The organism is Rubritalea sp. (assembly GCF_051252225.1).
GTDB lineage: Bacteria > Verrucomicrobiota > Verrucomicrobiia > Verrucomicrobiales > Akkermansiaceae > Rubritalea.
This window is the reverse complement of the sequence record NZ_JBPOGE010000001.1, coordinates 277,668-294,552: the sequence shown is the minus strand read 5'-3', so window position 1 is coordinate 294,552 and position 16,885 is coordinate 277,668. Positions and strand designations below refer to the sequence as shown.

The window sequence follows — 16,885 nt, the reverse complement described above, 5'->3', positions numbered from 1 at the left end:
TTTTAGTTAAGAGATGGCGCTACCGAAGTAGCGCCGTGTGTTTCGTGTTGATTACAGTGTAAGATCGTCGAGTGAGAAATCTTCAGAACCAATGTCAGCTGGAGGCGCTTCAATATCTGGTACATCAGCGTGACCCTTACCTGGGCGCACATCGAGACCAAGTGACTGCATTTCCTTCATGAGAACGTTGAAGGACTCAGGAGTACCAGCTTCGAGGTTGTTATCGCCTTTGACGATAGCCTCGTAGATGCGAGTACGACCTTGTACATCATCAGACTTAACTGTGAGCATTTCCTGAAGAGTGTAAGCCGCACCGTATGCTTCCAGTGCCCAAACTTCCATCTCACCAAAGCGCTGACCACCGTACTGAGCTTTACCACCGAGTGGCTGCTGAGTAACGAGTGAGTAAGGTCCGACCGCACGAGCGTGAATCTTATCAGCCACAAGGTGACCGAGCTTCAGCATGTAGATCTGACCTACCACCACAGGTTGGTGGAATGCTTCACCAGTACGTCCATCATAAAGAGTAGACTTACCACCTGTAGAGCCATCCTTGCCGTCACCAATCCATGTGTAACCATCGATCTTCTTAGCTTCTGACATGAATTCCCATATTTTCGCTTCCGGAATACCGTCGAAAATAGGAGTAGCCACGTTGAATCCTAGAGCCTTAGCTGCCACACCGAGGTGAGTTTCAAGAACCTGACCAACGTTCATACGAGATGGAACACCGAGTGGGTTAAGACAGATGTCTACTGGAGTACCATCATCGAGGAATGGCATATCTTCTTCAGGAACGATTGTCGCAACAACACCTTTGTTACCGTGACGACCAGCCATCTTATCACCGACAGAAAGCTTACGCTTCTTGGCAACATAGACTTTAACTTCCTTGATCACACCTGGATCGATCTCGTCGCCTGATTCCATTTGGTCAAGGCGGCGTTCGCGGTCTGTGTCGAGTTCCTGGAAACGGCTCTCGAAGGATGAAATGATTTCAAGGATCTTATTACGGATCGGTGAAGGATCGATTTCAATATGGTCATGGATCGCTGCGAGCTTACGAAGAAGTGTCTTCGTGATCTTGCGGTTCGCTGGGATAATGATCTCACCGGACTGAGCGTTTACAACGTCAAGTGGGATCTTTTCGCCGAGAAGAATGTCGGAGAGTTTCTCAGTGAGCTGGTCAGTGAGAGCATCGATCTTCTTCTTGTAGTCGTCGTTGATCTTCTTGAGCTGCTTCTTCATTTCCGCTGGGTCTACATCGCCCTTACGACGAGCAACACCATGAGTGGAAATACGAATATCCTGAACGATACCAATGGTACCGGAAGGAACACGGAGTGAAGTATCTTTAACGTCAGCCGCCTTCTCACCGAAGATTGCACGGAGAAGACGTTCTTCTGGAGCAAGCTCAGTTTCGGACTTAGGAGTGATCTTACCGACAAGAATGTCGCCAGGCGTCACTTCTGCACCGATACGAACGATACCGTCATGGTCGAGGTTCTTAAGAGCCTCTTCACCGATATTAGGAATATCACGAGTGATCTCTTCAGGCCCGAGTTTTGTATCACGAGCAGCACATTCGTACTCAGAGATGTGGATAGATGTATAAACATCTTCTTTCACAACACGCTCAGAGATAACGATAGCATCCTCGAAGTTGTATCCATTCCAAGGCATGAATGCCACAAGAACGTTACGACCTAGAGCTAGCTCTCCACCTTCAGTATTAGGACCGTCAGCAAGTACAGAACCAATCTTCACCTTGTCACCGCGATGGACAACAGGCTTTTGGTTCATACAAGTACCAGCGTTTGAACGCATGAACTTACGAAGTGGATAAACGAATACACCCTTATCGAAGTCAGTAGTTACAGCGCTGGAGTCAGAAAGGAATTTTTCATCACTTACTGGGAGCAAACCGTCTTTAGAAACGACGATCACCTCACCTGTAGATGCTGCAACAATACCTTCGGACTCAGAAATAATCACAGCACGTGAATCCTGAGCTGCTTTTGCTTCGAGACCTGTACCAACGAATGGTGCTTCAGACACAAGAAGTGGCACACCCTGACGTTGCATGTTTGAGCCCATCAATGCGCGGTTCGCATCATCATGCTCAAGGAATGGAATAAGACCAGCAGCTACAGAAACGAGCTGTTTAGGTGAAACGTCCATGTAATGGACAGTCATTGGATCAACTTCGATGAACTCACCACCACTCTCACGAGCAGTCACACGCTCATTCAGATACGTCCCAGATCCGTCGATAGGGTTGTTTGCCTGAGCAATGAGGAATTTCTCTTCTTGGTCGGCAGTAACGTACTCAATTTGATTAGTTACCTTACCATCGATGACTTTGCGGTACGGAGTCTCGATGAAACCGAACTCGTTAATACGCGCATAAGTACACATGGAGTTAATAAGACCAATGTTCGGACCTTCCGGAGTCTCAATTGGACAAATACGTCCGTAGTGAGATGGATGAACATCACGAACTTCGAAACCTGCACGGTCACGATTCAAACCACCAGGTCCAAGTGCTGAGAGACGACGCTTGTGCGTAAGCTCTGCAAGTGGGTTAGTCTGATCCATGAACTGAGAAAGCTGGGAACGACCGAAGAAGTCACGAACAACCGCTGAGAGAGCCTTGGGGTTGATCAACTTCTGTGGCGTCATGCCTTCGATGTTCACATCAAAGAGAGTCATACGCTCTTTGACGAGTCGCTCAGTACGAGCAAGACCTACACGGCACTGGTTCGCAAGAAGCTCACCAACTGCACGCACACGACGTGAACCAAGGTGATCGATATCATCGAGAACACCCTCGCCCTTCCTAAGCTTAAGAAGGTACTTAGTTGCGTTAAGGAAATCTTTACCAACCATAGTACGCTCATGGGAATCGACATCGATACCGAGCTTCTGGTTAATCTTATAACGACCTACACGTGTAAGATCGTACTTCTTAGGATCAAAGAAGAGACGCTTGAGTAGCGCCTTAGCGTTCGCTGCAGTTGGAGGATCACCAGGGCGAAGCTTTTTATAAATGTCTTTAAGTGCAGACTCTTCATCGTGTGATGGGTCTTTCTTAAGAGACTTGAGAAGAATTTCGTCTTCACGTGAGTCAACCACTTCGATCGTTTTGAGGCCGAGAGCGATAAACTGACGCACTACACCAATGGTGAGTGGTTCGTAGCGTTTCGCGACGACGACTTCACCATCGAGAATATCTTCGAAAGGAACCATAGAGGAAAGCTCCTCTTCATCCATTTCATCAGCGAGCGTTAGCTCCTTGATTGCGTAGAATTGCTCACAAAGCTCACGGTTACTTGGGTAACCAAGTGCACGAAGGAAAGTAGTAGCTAAGAATTTACGACGACGACGACGGCGGTCGAGGTAGACATAAAGAAGGTCATTCGTATCGAACTGAGTCTCGAGCCAGGAACCGCGATCTGGAATGATGCGGAAACTGAAAAGCTCTTTACCGTTAAGGTGAAGTGACTTTTCAAAGCAGATACCAGGTGAGCGGTGAAGCTGAGATACGATCACGCGTTCAGCGCCGTTTATCACGAAAGTACCACGGCGAGTCATCATTGGGAGTTCACCCATGTAGACGCGCTCTTTCTTAGTGCCAGTTTCGTCCTTCAATTTGAAGGTGACATAAAGGGCAGCACTAAAGCTTTCTCCGGTCTGGAGTGATTCGAGGGCGGTTGCCTTCGGGTCTTCGATATCATATGCATTGAAATCGAGCTCGATTGTTTCGTCGTAGCTTTTGATTGGGAATACTTCCTTGAGGACGGCTTGTAAGCCGGTCTCAATGCGCTGCGTAGCAGGCACATCTTTTTGTAGGAAGTCTTCGTAGGACTTGGATTGAACTTCAATAAGGTTTGGTGGTTCAATTACCTCATCAATCGTTCCGAAGTAGCGTCTTTCGGCCATGGTAGATTTCTAGTATTTATTAGGCGGTTAAACCCGATACCGTTTCCGGTTCGGGCGTACGTAGTTTAAGATCCTGTTCTGATGTCAGAGCGGAGAACTTGAACGTCTTCAGTTCTCTTTTTTAGTCAGAGTTCAAACTTGTGTTTATTTGACACAAATCTGAACTCTAATTAATGAGGCGCAAAAAGGTGACTCCGTAAAAACGGAGTCACCTCGTAAGGAAAGTCTAAAATTACTTAAGAGTAATTTTAGCACCTGCTTCTTCGAGAGCTTTCTTAGCTGCTTCAGCTGCGTCTTTGTCAAGAGCTTCAGCGATAACCACTGGAGCGCTTTCAACGAGCTTCTTAGCGTCTGCAAGACCGAGACCGGATGCAACACCACGTACTGCCTTAATGACAGCAATCTTGTTACCACCAGCTTCAGTGAGTTCTACGTCAAAGTCAGTCTTCTCTTCAGCAGCTTCGCCACCTGCAGCAGGACCGGCAACAACAGCAGCAGCAGCAGCGGATACGCCCCATGCTTCTTCGAGATTCTTAACGAGTTCAGCAGCTTCAATTACTGTAAGCTTACCGAGTTCTTCTGCGATTTTTTCTAAATCAGCCATTTTTTTATATATTCTATTTGTTAGGTTTCGTCGCGCCCTGAGCATCAGGGGCATTTCAGTCTCCAGACCGGAGGTCCGACGAGGAACCAAGGTTGGTTATCAAGCAGCGCAAGTTACCTTACGCCGCCATCAGTTCAGATTGTTTATTCAGCTGCTGCTTCTTCAGCTGGTGCGGAAGCGTCTTCGCCGCCGTCTTTCTTGACTTTTTCGTTAAGCACACGAGCGATCTGAGTACCAGGCTCGTTGATAACACCAAGAAGTTGTGAGAGAAGTGCTTCGCGAGAAGGAAGGCTTGCAAGAGTAGTAAGTTTAGCAACATCAAGTGCTTCACCGTCGAGGATACCTGCTTTGAAAACGTCCTTCTTAGCAGCGTCTTTAGCGAATGCTTTAACAGCACCAGCAGCAGCACACACGTCATTCTCACCAGTGATGAATGCAGTCTGCCCAATAAGGTCAGCACTGATATCTGGAAGACCTGCCTTACTAAGGGCAGCACGCATGTATGTGTTTTTAGCAACGTGACAGACAGCACCTGACTCGCGAAGCTTGTCACGAAGTCCAGCAAGCTGGTGTACTGTTGTACCTGTGTAGTCTACTACGATTACGAACGGTGAAGCGTTCACACGCTCATAAAGTTCGTCGATGATGAAAGATTTATTAGGATTCATAATGGATCGTTCCTTTCGTTAAATTATGCAGAAGCTGCGGTGTAAACACTGGAATCAAGCTTAACACCAGGATTCATGGAGGAAGCAACAGTTGCTGCTTTAATGTAGTTACCCTTAGCAGTTGCTGGCTTAGCTTTCACGAGGCTCTCTACGAGTGCCTGTGCGTTCTCAACAAGCTTAACCTCGTCGAATGAACCTTTACCGATCGCTGCAGAAACGTTGCCGTTCTTGTCGATCTTGTAATCGATACGACCAGCTTTCACGGCGTCGATAGCCTTAGCTGTATCGTCAGTAACTGTACCAGTCTTAGGGTTAGGCATAAGGCCACGCGGTCCGAGGACACGTGCGATCTTACGAACTTCCGCCATTGCGTCTGGAGTTGCGATTGCAACATCGAAGTCGGTGAAACCACCTTGAACTTCTTTAATGAGGTCAGCCATACCGACTCTGTCAGCACCAGCTGCTTCAGCTGCTTTAGCTGCATCACCAGTTGCGAAAACTACAACGCGTACTTTCTTACCAGTACCGTGCGGAAGAGATACAGAACCACGCACCATTTGATCGCTCTTACGCGGATCAACACCGAGAGCGAATGAAAGAGTGACTGTGGAGTCAAATTTAGGAGCTGGAAACTTCTTAAGAAGGTTCACAGCTTCATCGAGGCCGTATGTCTTGGTGCGATCCACCAATTCAGCGGCTTTCTTATAACGATTACTACGTTTTGCCATTGTTTTATGTTATTTTGCAGTACGAATGAGTCGATTGGACTCTCCTGCTGTTGTATGCCTACACATACTAGATGTGTAGGCAGAAAGGGGACTCGCAGAAGGAGCCCCCTAAGTCAAGCACTTATCGTGCTAAATCTGTATATTTAGAGAGAAATCACGCAGAAGGCCTAGTAACCTTCAACTGTGATACCCATCTGGCGAGCTGTACCAGCAATGATATTTGCTGCTGCTTCTGGGTCGTTAGCATTAAGATCAACCATCTTTTGCTCAACAACTGACATAAGCTGCTCTTTAGTAAGGTGCGCCACCTTCACTTTATTCGGCTCACCTGAACCTGAAGCGATACCTGCTGCCTTCTTAATAAGAATTGCCGCTGGTGGCTGCTTTGTAATAAATGTGAATGAAGCATCCTTGTAAACTGTGATTACCACTGGAAGAAGATCACCTGCTTGCTTTTGTGTAGCAGCATTGAAATCCTTACAGAAAGCCATAATATTCACACCTGCTTGACCGAGTGCCGGACCTACTGGTGGGGATGGATTTGCTTGTCCAGCTTGAATCTGGAGCTTGAGAACTTGTTTAATTTCCTTAGCCATAATTTGCTATAGGGTTAGTAGTTAGTGATTAGTTGCGATATATGCGGCAGACAGGGTCCTCCCCTACTCTGCAAATGCAGGACTTACTCGCCTTGTTCGACCTGCCAAAATTCAAGCTCAACCGGAGTCGAGCGACCAAAGATAGTTACAGCTACGCGAAGTTTGCCACGCTCTGCATCGATCTCTTCCACAATGCCATTCTGGCTTTGGAAAGGACCGTCATTAACGAGAACCGCATCACCCACTTCAAATGCCACAGCAGGACGCACGGTTTCTTCGCGCTCCTTAATCTGATTAAGCATTGCATCAACTTCACGCTGACGCATAGGAATTGGGCGAATTTTCGTACCAGCGAAACCGATGATACCCTCCATCTCTTTGATGAAGTACCAGGTATCCTCAACAAGACCACCCTCTTCAGTAAGAAGGTCCATGTTAATAAGAATGTATCCTGGATAGAATTTACGCTTTCTCTCTGATTTCTTACCCTTCTTAACCTCGGATATAACCTCTGTAGGCATAAGAACATCAAAGATCTTATGACCCATCTCTTCTGCTTCAACCTGACGCAAGATACGATTACGGACACGCTGCTCCTGATTGGATAGAACGTGTACTACATACCATTGGTTTTTGGCTGGCGGAATTGTTGGCATCTGAATTAGTTGAGTAAAAAATGGAAAATTACGGGAGCCAGCTTTAAGCGGAACACCCTAAAAATGTGGATTAACTAGCAGCCTTAGCAATAACGAGAGATAAGGCCTCAGACAGAAGCAAATCAGAAACAGCCACGAAGCCAGCGAGAAGAACAATAGCGATCATCACGACCACCGTGGAGTCCACGAGCTCCTTGTATTTCTTCAGACCTTTAGCCTTTGGATCAGAATCCCAAGGCCACGTTGCCTTGCGAAGTTCTGCTTTCACCTCTTCGATGAAGTTTCTGATTTTATCAAACATGCTAGTTATCTAGTTTTTTAAAGTTTCAAAGGTGGCAGGGGCACAGAGACTCGAACTCTGAACCAACGGTTTTGGAGACCGCTACTCTACCAATTGAGCTACACCCCTATAACCTTTGAAGAAAATTTGTGAAAATTTTGAGTAAATAAAGAAGTGCTCCCAAGCTCACTCAAGAGCACTTCTGTAAATCCAGCTTTCGAGCTTACACTCGAAACCCAGCGCGTCAAAATTAGTCGAAGATCTCGGATACGCGACCAGCACCTACGGTACGGCCACCTTCACGGATAGCGAAGCGCATATGCTTCTCCATCGCGATCTTAGTGATAAGCTCTACGTTGATCTGAACATTGTCACCAGGCATAACCATTTCAACACCTTCTGGAAGTGTCATTGCACCTGTAACATCTGTCGTACGGAAGTAGAACTGAGGACGGTAGTTGGAGAAGAATGGTGTGTGACGACCACCTTCATCCTTGGAAAGAACATAAATCTCACCAGAGAACTTTGCGTGTGGAGTAACGGAACCAGGCTTAACAACAACCTGACCACGCTCAACATCTTCTTTCTTAAGACCACGAACGAGGAGACCTACGTTCTCACCTGCACGACCTTCGTCGAGAAGCTTACGGAACATTTCGATATCTGTGATAGTAGTTGTGATTGTATCCTTGATACCAACGATCTCAACTTCTTCCATCTTCTTAACGATACCACGCTCAACACGACCTGTAAGAACAGTACCACGTCCAGAGATGGAGAATACGTCTTCAACAGGCATAAGGAACGGCTGATCCACTGGGCGCTCTGGCTCAGGGATGTAAGAATCAACTGCATCCATAAGCTTACGGATGTTAGCTTTCTGGTCTTCGTCACCCTGAAGAGCGAGGAGAGCAGAACCCATAACAACAGGAATGTCGTCACCTGGGAATTCATAAGCAGAAAGGAGTTCACGGATTTCCATTTCAACAAGCTCAAGAAGCTCGTCATCATCAACCTGATCAACCTTATTAAGGAATACTACGATCGCTGGAACACCTACTTGACGCGCAAGAAGGATGTGCTCACGAGTCTGTGGCATTGGGCCGTCAGCAGCAGAACAAACGAGGATAGCTCCGTCCATTTGAGCAGCACCAGTGATCATGTTTTTAACATAATCAGCGTGACCAGGACAGTCAACGTGTGCATAGTGACGAGTTTCAGTCTCATACTCAACGTGTGCTGTCGAGATAGTAATACCACGCTCGCGCTCTTCTGGAGCTCCATCGATTTCGTCGTATGCCTTAGCAACTGCGCCACCTGTCTCTGCGAGAGTGTTGGTGATTGCTGCTGTAAGAGTAGTTTTGCCGTGGTCAACGTGGCCGATTGTACCGACGTTCACGTGTGGCTTATTTCTTTCGAATGCTTCTTTAGCCATAATTTTAGATTAGTTTTGCGCTTTAGATTTGGGACTTGCTGGATGCAAGAAATGGAAACCTGCAATGGAGCTCTTGAGCAGATTCGAACTGCCGACCTCGTCCTTACCAAGGACGCGCTCTACCACTGAGCTACAAGAGCAGGATTGCCGATGTATTTGCCTCACTTAGCTGCTAGAGCCAGTCAGGCGGGGCGCAACCTAGCAACTGCCAACCATCTGTCAAAAAAAAATTGCCTTTATCCTTACTTTTTTCTCCCCCATCAAATCATAGAAACCCAAAACTGCATCATAACTCACTGGAGAACCCCCTACTTACTCAACATACAAGCACTTACACCGAAACTTGTTTTTTGTAACCACTAGTAAAATAAAATGTAACGAGTCGCTTACATCCATCATATTTCATCCATTTCTGAGCATTAACCTCTGAATACTTCTCCAAACGCACCCCATATGCCGTGCAGAAAAACTCTACAGAAATATTGACCTCACCATTTCCTCTAGCAGACTCCCCCGTATGGCTTCACAGCGTCTTTTCTTACTCGATGGCATGGCATTGGTGTATCGCGCGCACTTCGCGCTCATCCGCAACCCTATTTATAATAGTAAGGGCATGAACACCTCCGCAGTCTTCGGATTCATGAACACCTTGCTCGATATTCTAGATAATCAGCAGCCGACCCACCTTGGCGTCGCCTTCGATACTAAGGAACCCACCCCACGCCATAAAATATTTCCCGAGTACAAAGCCCAGAGAGAGGCCATGCCTGAGGACCTAGCTAAAGCTATCCCCGAAGTCAAAAAGCTCCTCAAAGCCTTCCACATACCAGTCATCGAACTCGACGGCTTCGAAGCAGACGACATCATCGGCACACTTGCACACAAAGCTGACCAAGATGGATCTTACCACACCTACATGGTCACACCTGATAAAGACTACGCTCAGCTAGTCAGCCCTACTACGACTATGTGGAAGCCTGGTCGCAAAGGATCCGAGGTCGAACTTCTAGATGTTCCAGCTATTCTTGAAAAATGGGAAATCGAAGACCCGAAGCAAGTCATCGATATCCTCGCACTCTGGGGAGACGCCTCAGACAACATCCCTGGCGTTCCCGGCGTAGGTGAAAAGACAGCCAAGAAACTCATCAAGCAATTTGGCTCCGTAGAGAAACTCCTCGAGTCTACTGACCAACTCAAAGGTAAGCAGAAAGAAAATGTAGAGAACAACAAAGAGCAGGCGCTACTCTCTAAGACTCTCACCACGATCATCCTCGACGTCCCAGTCGACACAACTTTTGCAGACCTGGTTCTCGATCAACGCGACGACGAAGCAGTGAAGTCACTCTTTACCGAGCTCGAATTCAGCGCACTAGGTAAACGCCTCTATGGAAATGAATTCCAGTCTGGCCGCGGCCACAGCACTGTAGAAACAGCGGAACAGCCAGAACTCCTCCAAGCTGAGCTTAAAACCTTCTCTGACTTTAAAACCAACTACACCTTGATCAACACCTCCGCAGCTTTGGAAAAATTCGCAAAGCAGCTAGAGCAACAAGACCTTTGGTGCTTTGACCTAGAAACCACCGCACTCAATCCCCGCACAGCAGAAATCCTCGGTATAGCCATCTCATGGAAAGCTCGTGAAGCCTTCTTCGTCACACCGACAACAAAACTCCCGCTCGCCGAAATCCTCGAAGCTCTCCGCCCAGCATTCCTCTCCAAAGCCACTAAGATCGGTCACAACCTGAAGTTCGACCTCTCAGTCACTCTCGCAAATGGCCTCGATGTGGCACCACCTTTCTTTGACACCATGCTCGCTCACGCTCTGGTAGATCCAGAACAGCGACACAGCATGGATTACCTCGCCGAGTCACTTCTAGGCTACCCCCCTATCAAACTCAGTGAGGTCGCTGAAAAGTTTGAACAAAAAGAAGAAGCGGTCGATGATCTCTTCTCCTTCGCGGAGAAAAAGAAGACTAAGAAAAAGGGCTACATTGATATGTCCAGCATCCCATCCGAGGCACTCACAGATTATGCCTGTGAAGATGCGGACATCACCTTCCAGCTCGCCGAGATCCTCGCCGAGCAGCTCGATCATTCAGGCCAGTCCGAAGTCTTCTACGAAATCGAGTCCCCACTACTCCCCGTCCTCGTGCGTATTGAAAACGAAGGTATTTCTATAAACAAAGACGGGCTCAGTGTCATTGGCGCCACCCTCGCTACGAAAATAGCATCCCTCACTAAGTCGATTTACGAACAGGCAGGAAAAGAGTTTAACCTCAACTCTCCAAAACAGCTTGGAGAAATCCTTTTCGGTGAAATGGAACTTGTCGAAAAGCCAAAGAAAACGAAAACAGGCCAATTCAAAACCGATGAATCCACCCTCTCAATTCTCGCTCCTAAACACAAAATAGTTTCCGACATCCTCGAATACCGTGAGGCTACGAAACTTAAATCCACCTACATCGACGCCCTCCCTGAACACATCTGCCCTAGCGATGGTCGCATTCACACGCACCTTCACCAGCTGATGACAGCGACTGGCCGCCTCGCATCCTCGGACCCGAACCTACAGAATATTCCGGTACGAAGCGAAGCTGGACGCGAAATCCGCAAAGCATTTGTCCCACGTGGTGCAGATTTCACCCTCTTAGCCTGCGATTATTCGCAAGTCGAACTCCGCGTCATGGCTGCCATTTCGAGCGATGAAGCAATGATCGAAGCATTCCAAAAAGATCTAGATATCCACACAGCCACTGCAGCTCGTGTCTACGGTGTGGGCCTAGAGGAAGTCACACGTGAAATGCGCGCCACGGCCAAGATGGTCAACTTCGGTATCATCTACGGCATCTCAGCCTTCGGCCTCTCCCAGCGACTAGGAATCCCACGCGCGGAAGCAGCAAGCATCATCGAAACCTATTTCGAGCAATACCCAGCGATCAAGACCTTCATGGAGAACACCACCCTGCAAGCTGAGAAAGATGGCTACGTCACCACTATTAGTGGCCGCAAGCGCATCCTCCGCGATATCGCTTCACGCAATGCCTCAATCCGTAATAACGCCGCACGCGCCGCCATTAACACTCCCATCCAAGGCTCCGCCGCTGACATGATCAAACTCGCAATGGTCAAGGTCGATCAACTCCTCAACTCCGGCAACTATCGCTCAAAAATGATCCTCCAAGTGCACGATGAACTTATCTTCGACCTTGCACTCGATGAAAAAGAAGAGCTCGTTCCGAAAATCCTCGAGGCCATGCAGTCAGCTCTCCCACTCCCACACAACGTCCCAGCTAAAACTGATGCGGGCACTGGCAACAACTGGCTCGAAGCACATTAAATGACAACCGACCTCCAACAGCGCATCGACTTCATCAAAGCGATTGATTCACTCAAGGAAGTACAGCGCAAGACCTGCCTCTTTTCCGAATCGCGTTACGAGAACTCGGCTGAGCATTCGTGGGCAGTCGCCACCTTCGCTCTCACACTCGCGGATTACGCACCAGAAGGCTCTGACATCAATCGCGTTATTCACATGCTTTTGCTGCACGACATAGTCGAAGTCGACGCCGGCGACACACTCTGCTACGACGAGATCGGAAATGCAGACAAAGCGGAACGCGAACAAACCGCAGCGGATCGCCTCTTCGGCCTGCTCCCTACCGACACAGCGCTGCACTTCCGAACACTCTGGGACGAATTCGAGACAGAAGAAACTCTTGAGGCAAAATTCGCCAACGCCCTCGATCGCATGATCCCCGTCTTGCACAATCTCGAAACAGGTGGTCGCGCATGGAAAGAAAACTCTGTTACCTTTGACCAAGTAATCTCCAAAAATCAGAAAATCGCGCATTCCTCACAAGCACTGTGGGACTACCTATACCCAAGACTCACAGAAGCTAAACAAAGAGGCTGGCTCAAATAATGGTAAGTAAACTACTCCAAGACCGACCTCTTTGCCTCGCTCTCACATTTGGCAGCTTAGCTTACCTTCTGCTATTTCTATTTGGCATCGACATCATGTCATGCCCAATCGACACCCTATTTCAAAAACCTTGCCCAGGCTGCGGCCTAACTCGATCCGTATCAGCTCTTGCCGAAGGAGATTTCGAGAGATCATTTTCCCTGCACGCGCTTGCCATTCCTTATATAGCAGTTTTCACATTGATCGGATTAGCTGCTATCCTTCCTAGCAGATATAGAAACATACTTATTTCTTGGGTAACAAAATCTGAAAAACTCACACACTGGCCAACTATTTTAGCCCTTCTCACCCTTGTATACGGCTTGACTCGACTATTCATAGAGGGCTAACTGTTAGTGGCTCAATTATATTTAGAACACAACTGCCATACTATTATGCAAATTATCTACTACCTCGCCTCTGTCGCCTCTCTTGTTTGCTGGATCATCACTTTAATTACGATGTTCAAGAGTGACAAAATCCTCCTAGCCATCCTAGGCATAATCTGTCCACTCTGGAGTTTCATCTGGGGATGGATGAATAAAGCAAAACTTCCTAACAAAAACCTAATGATCATCTGGACGATCTGCATCATCATCGGTGGAGCTACAGCCTCATCTGTGGCAGCCAGCTTTCAGCCATAAGCTCTCTCACTTCAAAAAAGGCCTCAGTCACTTCATGTGCTGAGGCCTTTTTTTTGTTAGAACCTCTTAATTCTGGTGTAGCACATGCCCTTCACAATCACATGTAATCACTGTATCGCCCTGCTTAGGAAAGACCTTACTCAAGGTGTAGGTGCCACCAGATGGACAAATAGGCTTTTGCTGGAGTGGCCCATCTTCTCCAACTATCAAATCCCAAGTCAAAGGGTCACCTTGATCATATCCATTAATATTTTGAACAGCCTGAGTCGCCTTAGAAAATGAACTCATATTAATGACACATGCGGCTTTATTTGCATTCTCTCTATAATACTTAGCTCCCACGAATAAAGTTGAGCCACCAACAAGAGCTACTCCTGTAGTAGTTGTCGCATTTTTAAATTCTGGAAAATGCACCGGTGAATTTGCTACATGCAGAGTTCCTTTTTCTTGAAAAGATACAGTGTACACGGTCGCAGTCTTAGTCACCTCACTGGCCTTAAGCTTCTCCATGAGCATCTTGACAGCTGGACGCACATATTGTTCTTCCTCGATTTGAGGCACTCCAAACGCGTCTATCAGATTGAGTGCCATACTGGTAAAATTTGGCGAGACATAAACCATGTTAGAAAATTCAGAAGGAAGCCCTTCTTTCACCTTCAGCCACTCCTTATCTTGAGATAAATTAGGAGCTTCTCCCTTGAAGCACTTTTGACATAAATCTAAGTACTCCCTAGTAGTACTGACAAAGAGCTGCTTCGTCTTATTATTATATTGCAGATACGGTTTCCAGCCAATCATCTCCGCTGGAAAAACAATCTCCTCCACTCCTCCGTTATCGATAGCATTCAGTCCTTGCTCAGCGAGTAGAGGCTTGAATATCTCCCACACTGGTTCAGCATTGGTTACTGAAACTAACAGTTGCCCACCAAAAGGAAGACCTTGAATCCCTTTAAAGCCTTCCGGCGAGAGGTCTGCAATAAAACTTATACGTGAGTTTATTTTTGAGTAGTTCTTTTGATATGACGCCATCAGAGGATTGCTAGGCTGAGAAGCTTGAAGCTCCTTAAGCTTTGTACCCAATGGCCCTAGAGCTGCGTACATTTTCTCTTCGGCATCAGGATCATAACTTCCGTTAAAGTGCATTTCCATGACAAGATCAGCACCAGCCGGAGCTAGTTGAAGAGCCACGGAAGGCTTCGCCTCGCCATAGGCTAGTGCATAACTAGACTTCTCCTCAGGCATATAATTGTAACTGCGGTAGTGCACAAACCCATCATACTGACTCGCACTACTGCCCGATGCCACGACTGACTTGAGAGTAAATAGCTCTATTAACTTCTTCGCATCGACTCCCTTGAATTCCGTATGAGCCTCAAGATACGCCACAGCCATTTTAACCACTCCAGCGTATAGCGCATTTTTAGACCCTTGATCGGAGTAGGAGAAACTAAGACCTCCCATTTCTAACTGAGAAGCTACCGCCGGAAAATAAGGCGACTGTTTTTTAGCTAGAACCACCCCTTCTGGAGCAGCTAAAGCCGATGTAATGAGTGTTGATGCCCCAACAAGGGACACCCCGACATGTGTTAGCAAACGAGACTTCGTCATATGAAGTCAGCACCTAACAGGAGTGATCTACACTTACCAGAGGCAAGTGCGTCCATGTCACTCTTTGTTCATTTTCACCAAGGCTGCTTTAGCCTTCGTATAACTCGGCTGCCTTTCCAAAGCTTTGGTAAATGATGCTTTAGCATCTTCTTCACGACTAGTTTCCTCTTGGATCACCCCAAGCTTATATTCCAATGGATAGAGTATATTAGGAGGTAGTAATCTAGATCCTGGAGTTTGAGCATCCGCCGCCGCCTGATACCAAACATTAATCATCCCCTTTTGCTCGGTCACATCGCCAGTGAGAGCCTTGTGTAAAACTCCAAGAGTTTGTAGCTCGCGGACGTAATCTCCAAATTCAGGACTTTGGCTCACAAGCTGTTGCTTGTCTTTTGCCTCCGTAAGCAAGGCCGCCATCTTAGCATGTCCAAGCTTAGCTGCATCATACTTCCCTTGCTGAGCTAAAATACGTGTATCAATATACAGTCTATAAGCGGTCACAATCGCATCAAAGGGCATCAAATTATTCTGCTTCACTTTATCAAGCTTGGGCAGGCGCTCTTTCGCGAGCGCGAAATCACCTTCCTCGATTGCCATCTTCATTGGGAGCAAGCCTGCTACCCATTTTGAAGTCAGTGCTCCTGAGGAATACTCACGTGTGATGGGCGCACAGAGTCGCTCTACGGCATCGATTTCAGCTAAAGCTGCTACTTTCTCTTCCTCGGCATGAAGAACAGCCGCTAAAAATAACTGCGCTCTAAGAAGACCCTCACAATCTGCTGGCTGAATCTTATTCTCAATGCGCCACTCATCATATAACCTAACAGACTCGACAAATGCAGCAGCCGCTGTATCGAGATCGCCACTGCGCCAGGCTACATAGCCTAACAGGGACTGCCAACTTGGAACTTTCCCGTCACTCAGCTCGACTAACTTTTTAGCGAGAGGCAACATGTCTTCCTTAAAATTTACGGCCTGGTATGGAGCTTCAGCCTGAACCATGAGAAGGAAGTTCAAAACCATTGGCTCGTTGGGATACTCAGCATAGAGAGCCTCTAATTTCTCCACAGTCTCTCTCTGGCTCATCCTTGGGTTCCCAAGCGCATTATATCCACCCCGTGATAATAACAGAGCAAACAGCTGCGCCTGGAGATCATTAGGGTAATTTTCAGCCAATTGACGGAACGCAGCCGCGCCTCGATTAAGGCCGTTTGCCATAAGCTCCGCGACTGCTACCGCATACATCCGTTCATTCTCTGGATAAACAAATTCCTCACCTTCTTGGTATTCAGCGAGACTAAGCATTCTATTAAATGCGTACGCACGCTGCTCTTTGAATTCGTGTTCAGGATTTGTAAGTGCCAGTACAATACCGCAGTACGCCATCAAACACTGTGGATCTTCTTCTAAAGCAGCCGAGAAATGACGATACGCCTCAAAATCCCATGAAGCGTGGATCATAGCAAAACCTTGGCGCACATGCTCCTGAGCCTTGAGACTAGGAGAAAACACCAGAATATTGGGCTCACCGACTTCGAGGCGAATAGGAGGCTCTCCCAGAGCTTTAATAGGCTCGGCTATCACCGTTTGGTAATCAAAGCTCGTCACCTCTTCAGCATTAGACGCCTCGGTAATAACGGCCTCAGTAGCTACTTCTTCAGTAAGCACTTCTTCAGCTAATGCGAGAGAACTCATAGCTAAGCTACTTGCGATGATCCATTTCATATGGCGCGACTATCCAGCATTAAAATACAGAATCAAGT

At 47.4% G+C, this 16,885-nt stretch carries 14 protein-coding genes and 2 tRNA genes; 4 read left to right on the top strand and 12 right to left on the bottom strand.

Translation table 11 applies throughout. The features are described from left to right. Nucleotides 1-51: 51 nt before the first annotated feature. The 10 genes from rpoB to ACSHX2_RS01270 all read right to left on the bottom strand — a co-directional run bounded on the left by rpoB (nt 52) and on the right by ACSHX2_RS01270 (nt 9,049). Entirely contained in the window at nt 52-3,942 is a 3,891-nt protein-coding gene (rpoB, locus tag ACSHX2_RS01315) for a DNA-directed RNA polymerase subunit beta (protein ID WP_435689822.1), read from the bottom strand. 232 nt (nt 3,943-4,174) lie between these two features. Continuing rightward, complete coding sequence (rplL, locus tag ACSHX2_RS01310; protein ID WP_435689820.1) at nt 4,175-4,546, bottom strand: 50S ribosomal protein L7/L12; 372 nt, start codon at nt 4,544-4,546, stop codon at nt 4,175-4,177. 143 nt (nt 4,547-4,689) lie between these two features. Beyond that, nucleotides 4,690-5,214 carry a 50S ribosomal protein L10 gene (rplJ, locus tag ACSHX2_RS01305; RefSeq protein ID WP_435689818.1) on the bottom strand — a complete coding sequence of 175 codons (525 nt, stop codon included), beginning with the start codon at nt 5,212-5,214 and terminating at the stop codon, nt 4,690-4,692. Between the two features lie 23 nt (nt 5,215-5,237). Continuing rightward, nucleotides 5,238-5,942, bottom strand: coding sequence for a 50S ribosomal protein L1 (gene rplA / locus ACSHX2_RS01300; protein ID WP_435689816.1), 705 nt, complete (start codon nt 5,940-5,942; stop codon nt 5,238-5,240). A 167-nt stretch (nt 5,943-6,109) separates the two neighbouring features. Further along, a complete protein-coding gene (rplK, locus tag ACSHX2_RS01295; protein ID WP_435689814.1) occupies nt 6,110-6,538 on the bottom strand; it encodes a 50S ribosomal protein L11 in 429 nt (142 codons plus the stop codon). Nucleotides 6,539-6,621: 83 nt separating this feature from the next. Continuing rightward, a complete protein-coding gene (gene nusG / locus ACSHX2_RS01290; RefSeq protein ID WP_435689812.1) occupies nt 6,622-7,194 on the bottom strand; it encodes a transcription termination/antitermination protein NusG in 573 nt (190 codons plus the stop codon). Nucleotides 7,195-7,264: 70 nt separating this feature from the next. Then, a complete protein-coding gene (locus ACSHX2_RS01285) occupies nt 7,265-7,495 on the bottom strand; it encodes a preprotein translocase subunit SecE (RefSeq protein ID WP_435689810.1) in 231 nt (76 codons plus the stop codon). 32 nt (nt 7,496-7,527) lie between these two features. After that, a tRNA-Trp gene (locus ACSHX2_RS01280) sits at nt 7,528-7,603 on the bottom strand. Nucleotides 7,604-7,724: 121 nt separating this feature from the next. Next, nucleotides 7,725-8,909, bottom strand: a complete 1,185-nt coding sequence (gene tuf / locus ACSHX2_RS01275) for an elongation factor Tu (protein ID WP_435689808.1) — start codon at nt 8,907-8,909, stop codon at nt 7,725-7,727. 65 nt (nt 8,910-8,974) lie between these two features. Next, nucleotides 8,975-9,049, bottom strand: a tRNA-Thr gene (locus ACSHX2_RS01270). 377 nt (nt 9,050-9,426) lie between these two features. Here ACSHX2_RS01270 and polA point away from each other — a divergent pair. The 4 genes from polA to ACSHX2_RS01250 are packed head-to-tail and all read left to right on the top strand — an operon-like array spanning nt 9,427 to nt 13,514. After that, the gene (gene polA, locus ACSHX2_RS01265; RefSeq protein WP_435689806.1) at nt 9,427-12,246 is read left to right on the top strand and encodes a DNA polymerase I; all 2,820 of its coding nucleotides are present in this window, start codon (nt 9,427-9,429) and stop codon (nt 12,244-12,246) included. Beyond that, on the top strand, nt 12,247-12,831 hold the full coding sequence (locus ACSHX2_RS01260; protein ID WP_435689804.1) for an HD domain-containing protein: 585 nt from the start codon (nt 12,247-12,249) through the stop codon (nt 12,829-12,831). It abuts the gene before it with no gap. Further along, nucleotides 12,831-13,220, top strand: coding sequence for a DUF2752 domain-containing protein (locus tag ACSHX2_RS01255; RefSeq protein WP_435689803.1), 390 nt, complete (start codon nt 12,831-12,833; stop codon nt 13,218-13,220). Before ACSHX2_RS01260 ends, ACSHX2_RS01255 begins: the two co-directional genes overlap by 1 nt. A 45-nt stretch (nt 13,221-13,265) precedes the next feature. Continuing rightward, a complete protein-coding gene (locus ACSHX2_RS01250; RefSeq protein ID WP_435689801.1) occupies nt 13,266-13,514 on the top strand; it encodes a hypothetical protein in 249 nt (82 codons plus the stop codon). A 66-nt stretch (nt 13,515-13,580) separates the two neighbouring features. Here the strand turns inward: ACSHX2_RS01250 and ACSHX2_RS01245 are convergent, their stop codons facing one another. Together ACSHX2_RS01245 and ACSHX2_RS01240 are read right to left on the bottom strand one after the other, a co-directional pair. Beyond that, nucleotides 13,581-15,122, bottom strand: coding sequence for a hypothetical protein (locus tag ACSHX2_RS01245; RefSeq protein ID WP_435689799.1), 1,542 nt, complete (start codon nt 15,120-15,122; stop codon nt 13,581-13,583). Nucleotides 15,123-15,179: 57 nt separating this feature from the next. After that, nucleotides 15,180-16,847 carry a hypothetical protein gene (locus tag ACSHX2_RS01240; RefSeq protein WP_435689797.1) on the bottom strand — a complete coding sequence of 556 codons (1,668 nt, stop codon included), beginning with the start codon at nt 16,845-16,847 and terminating at the stop codon, nt 15,180-15,182. Nucleotides 16,848-16,885: the final 38 nt, after the last annotated feature.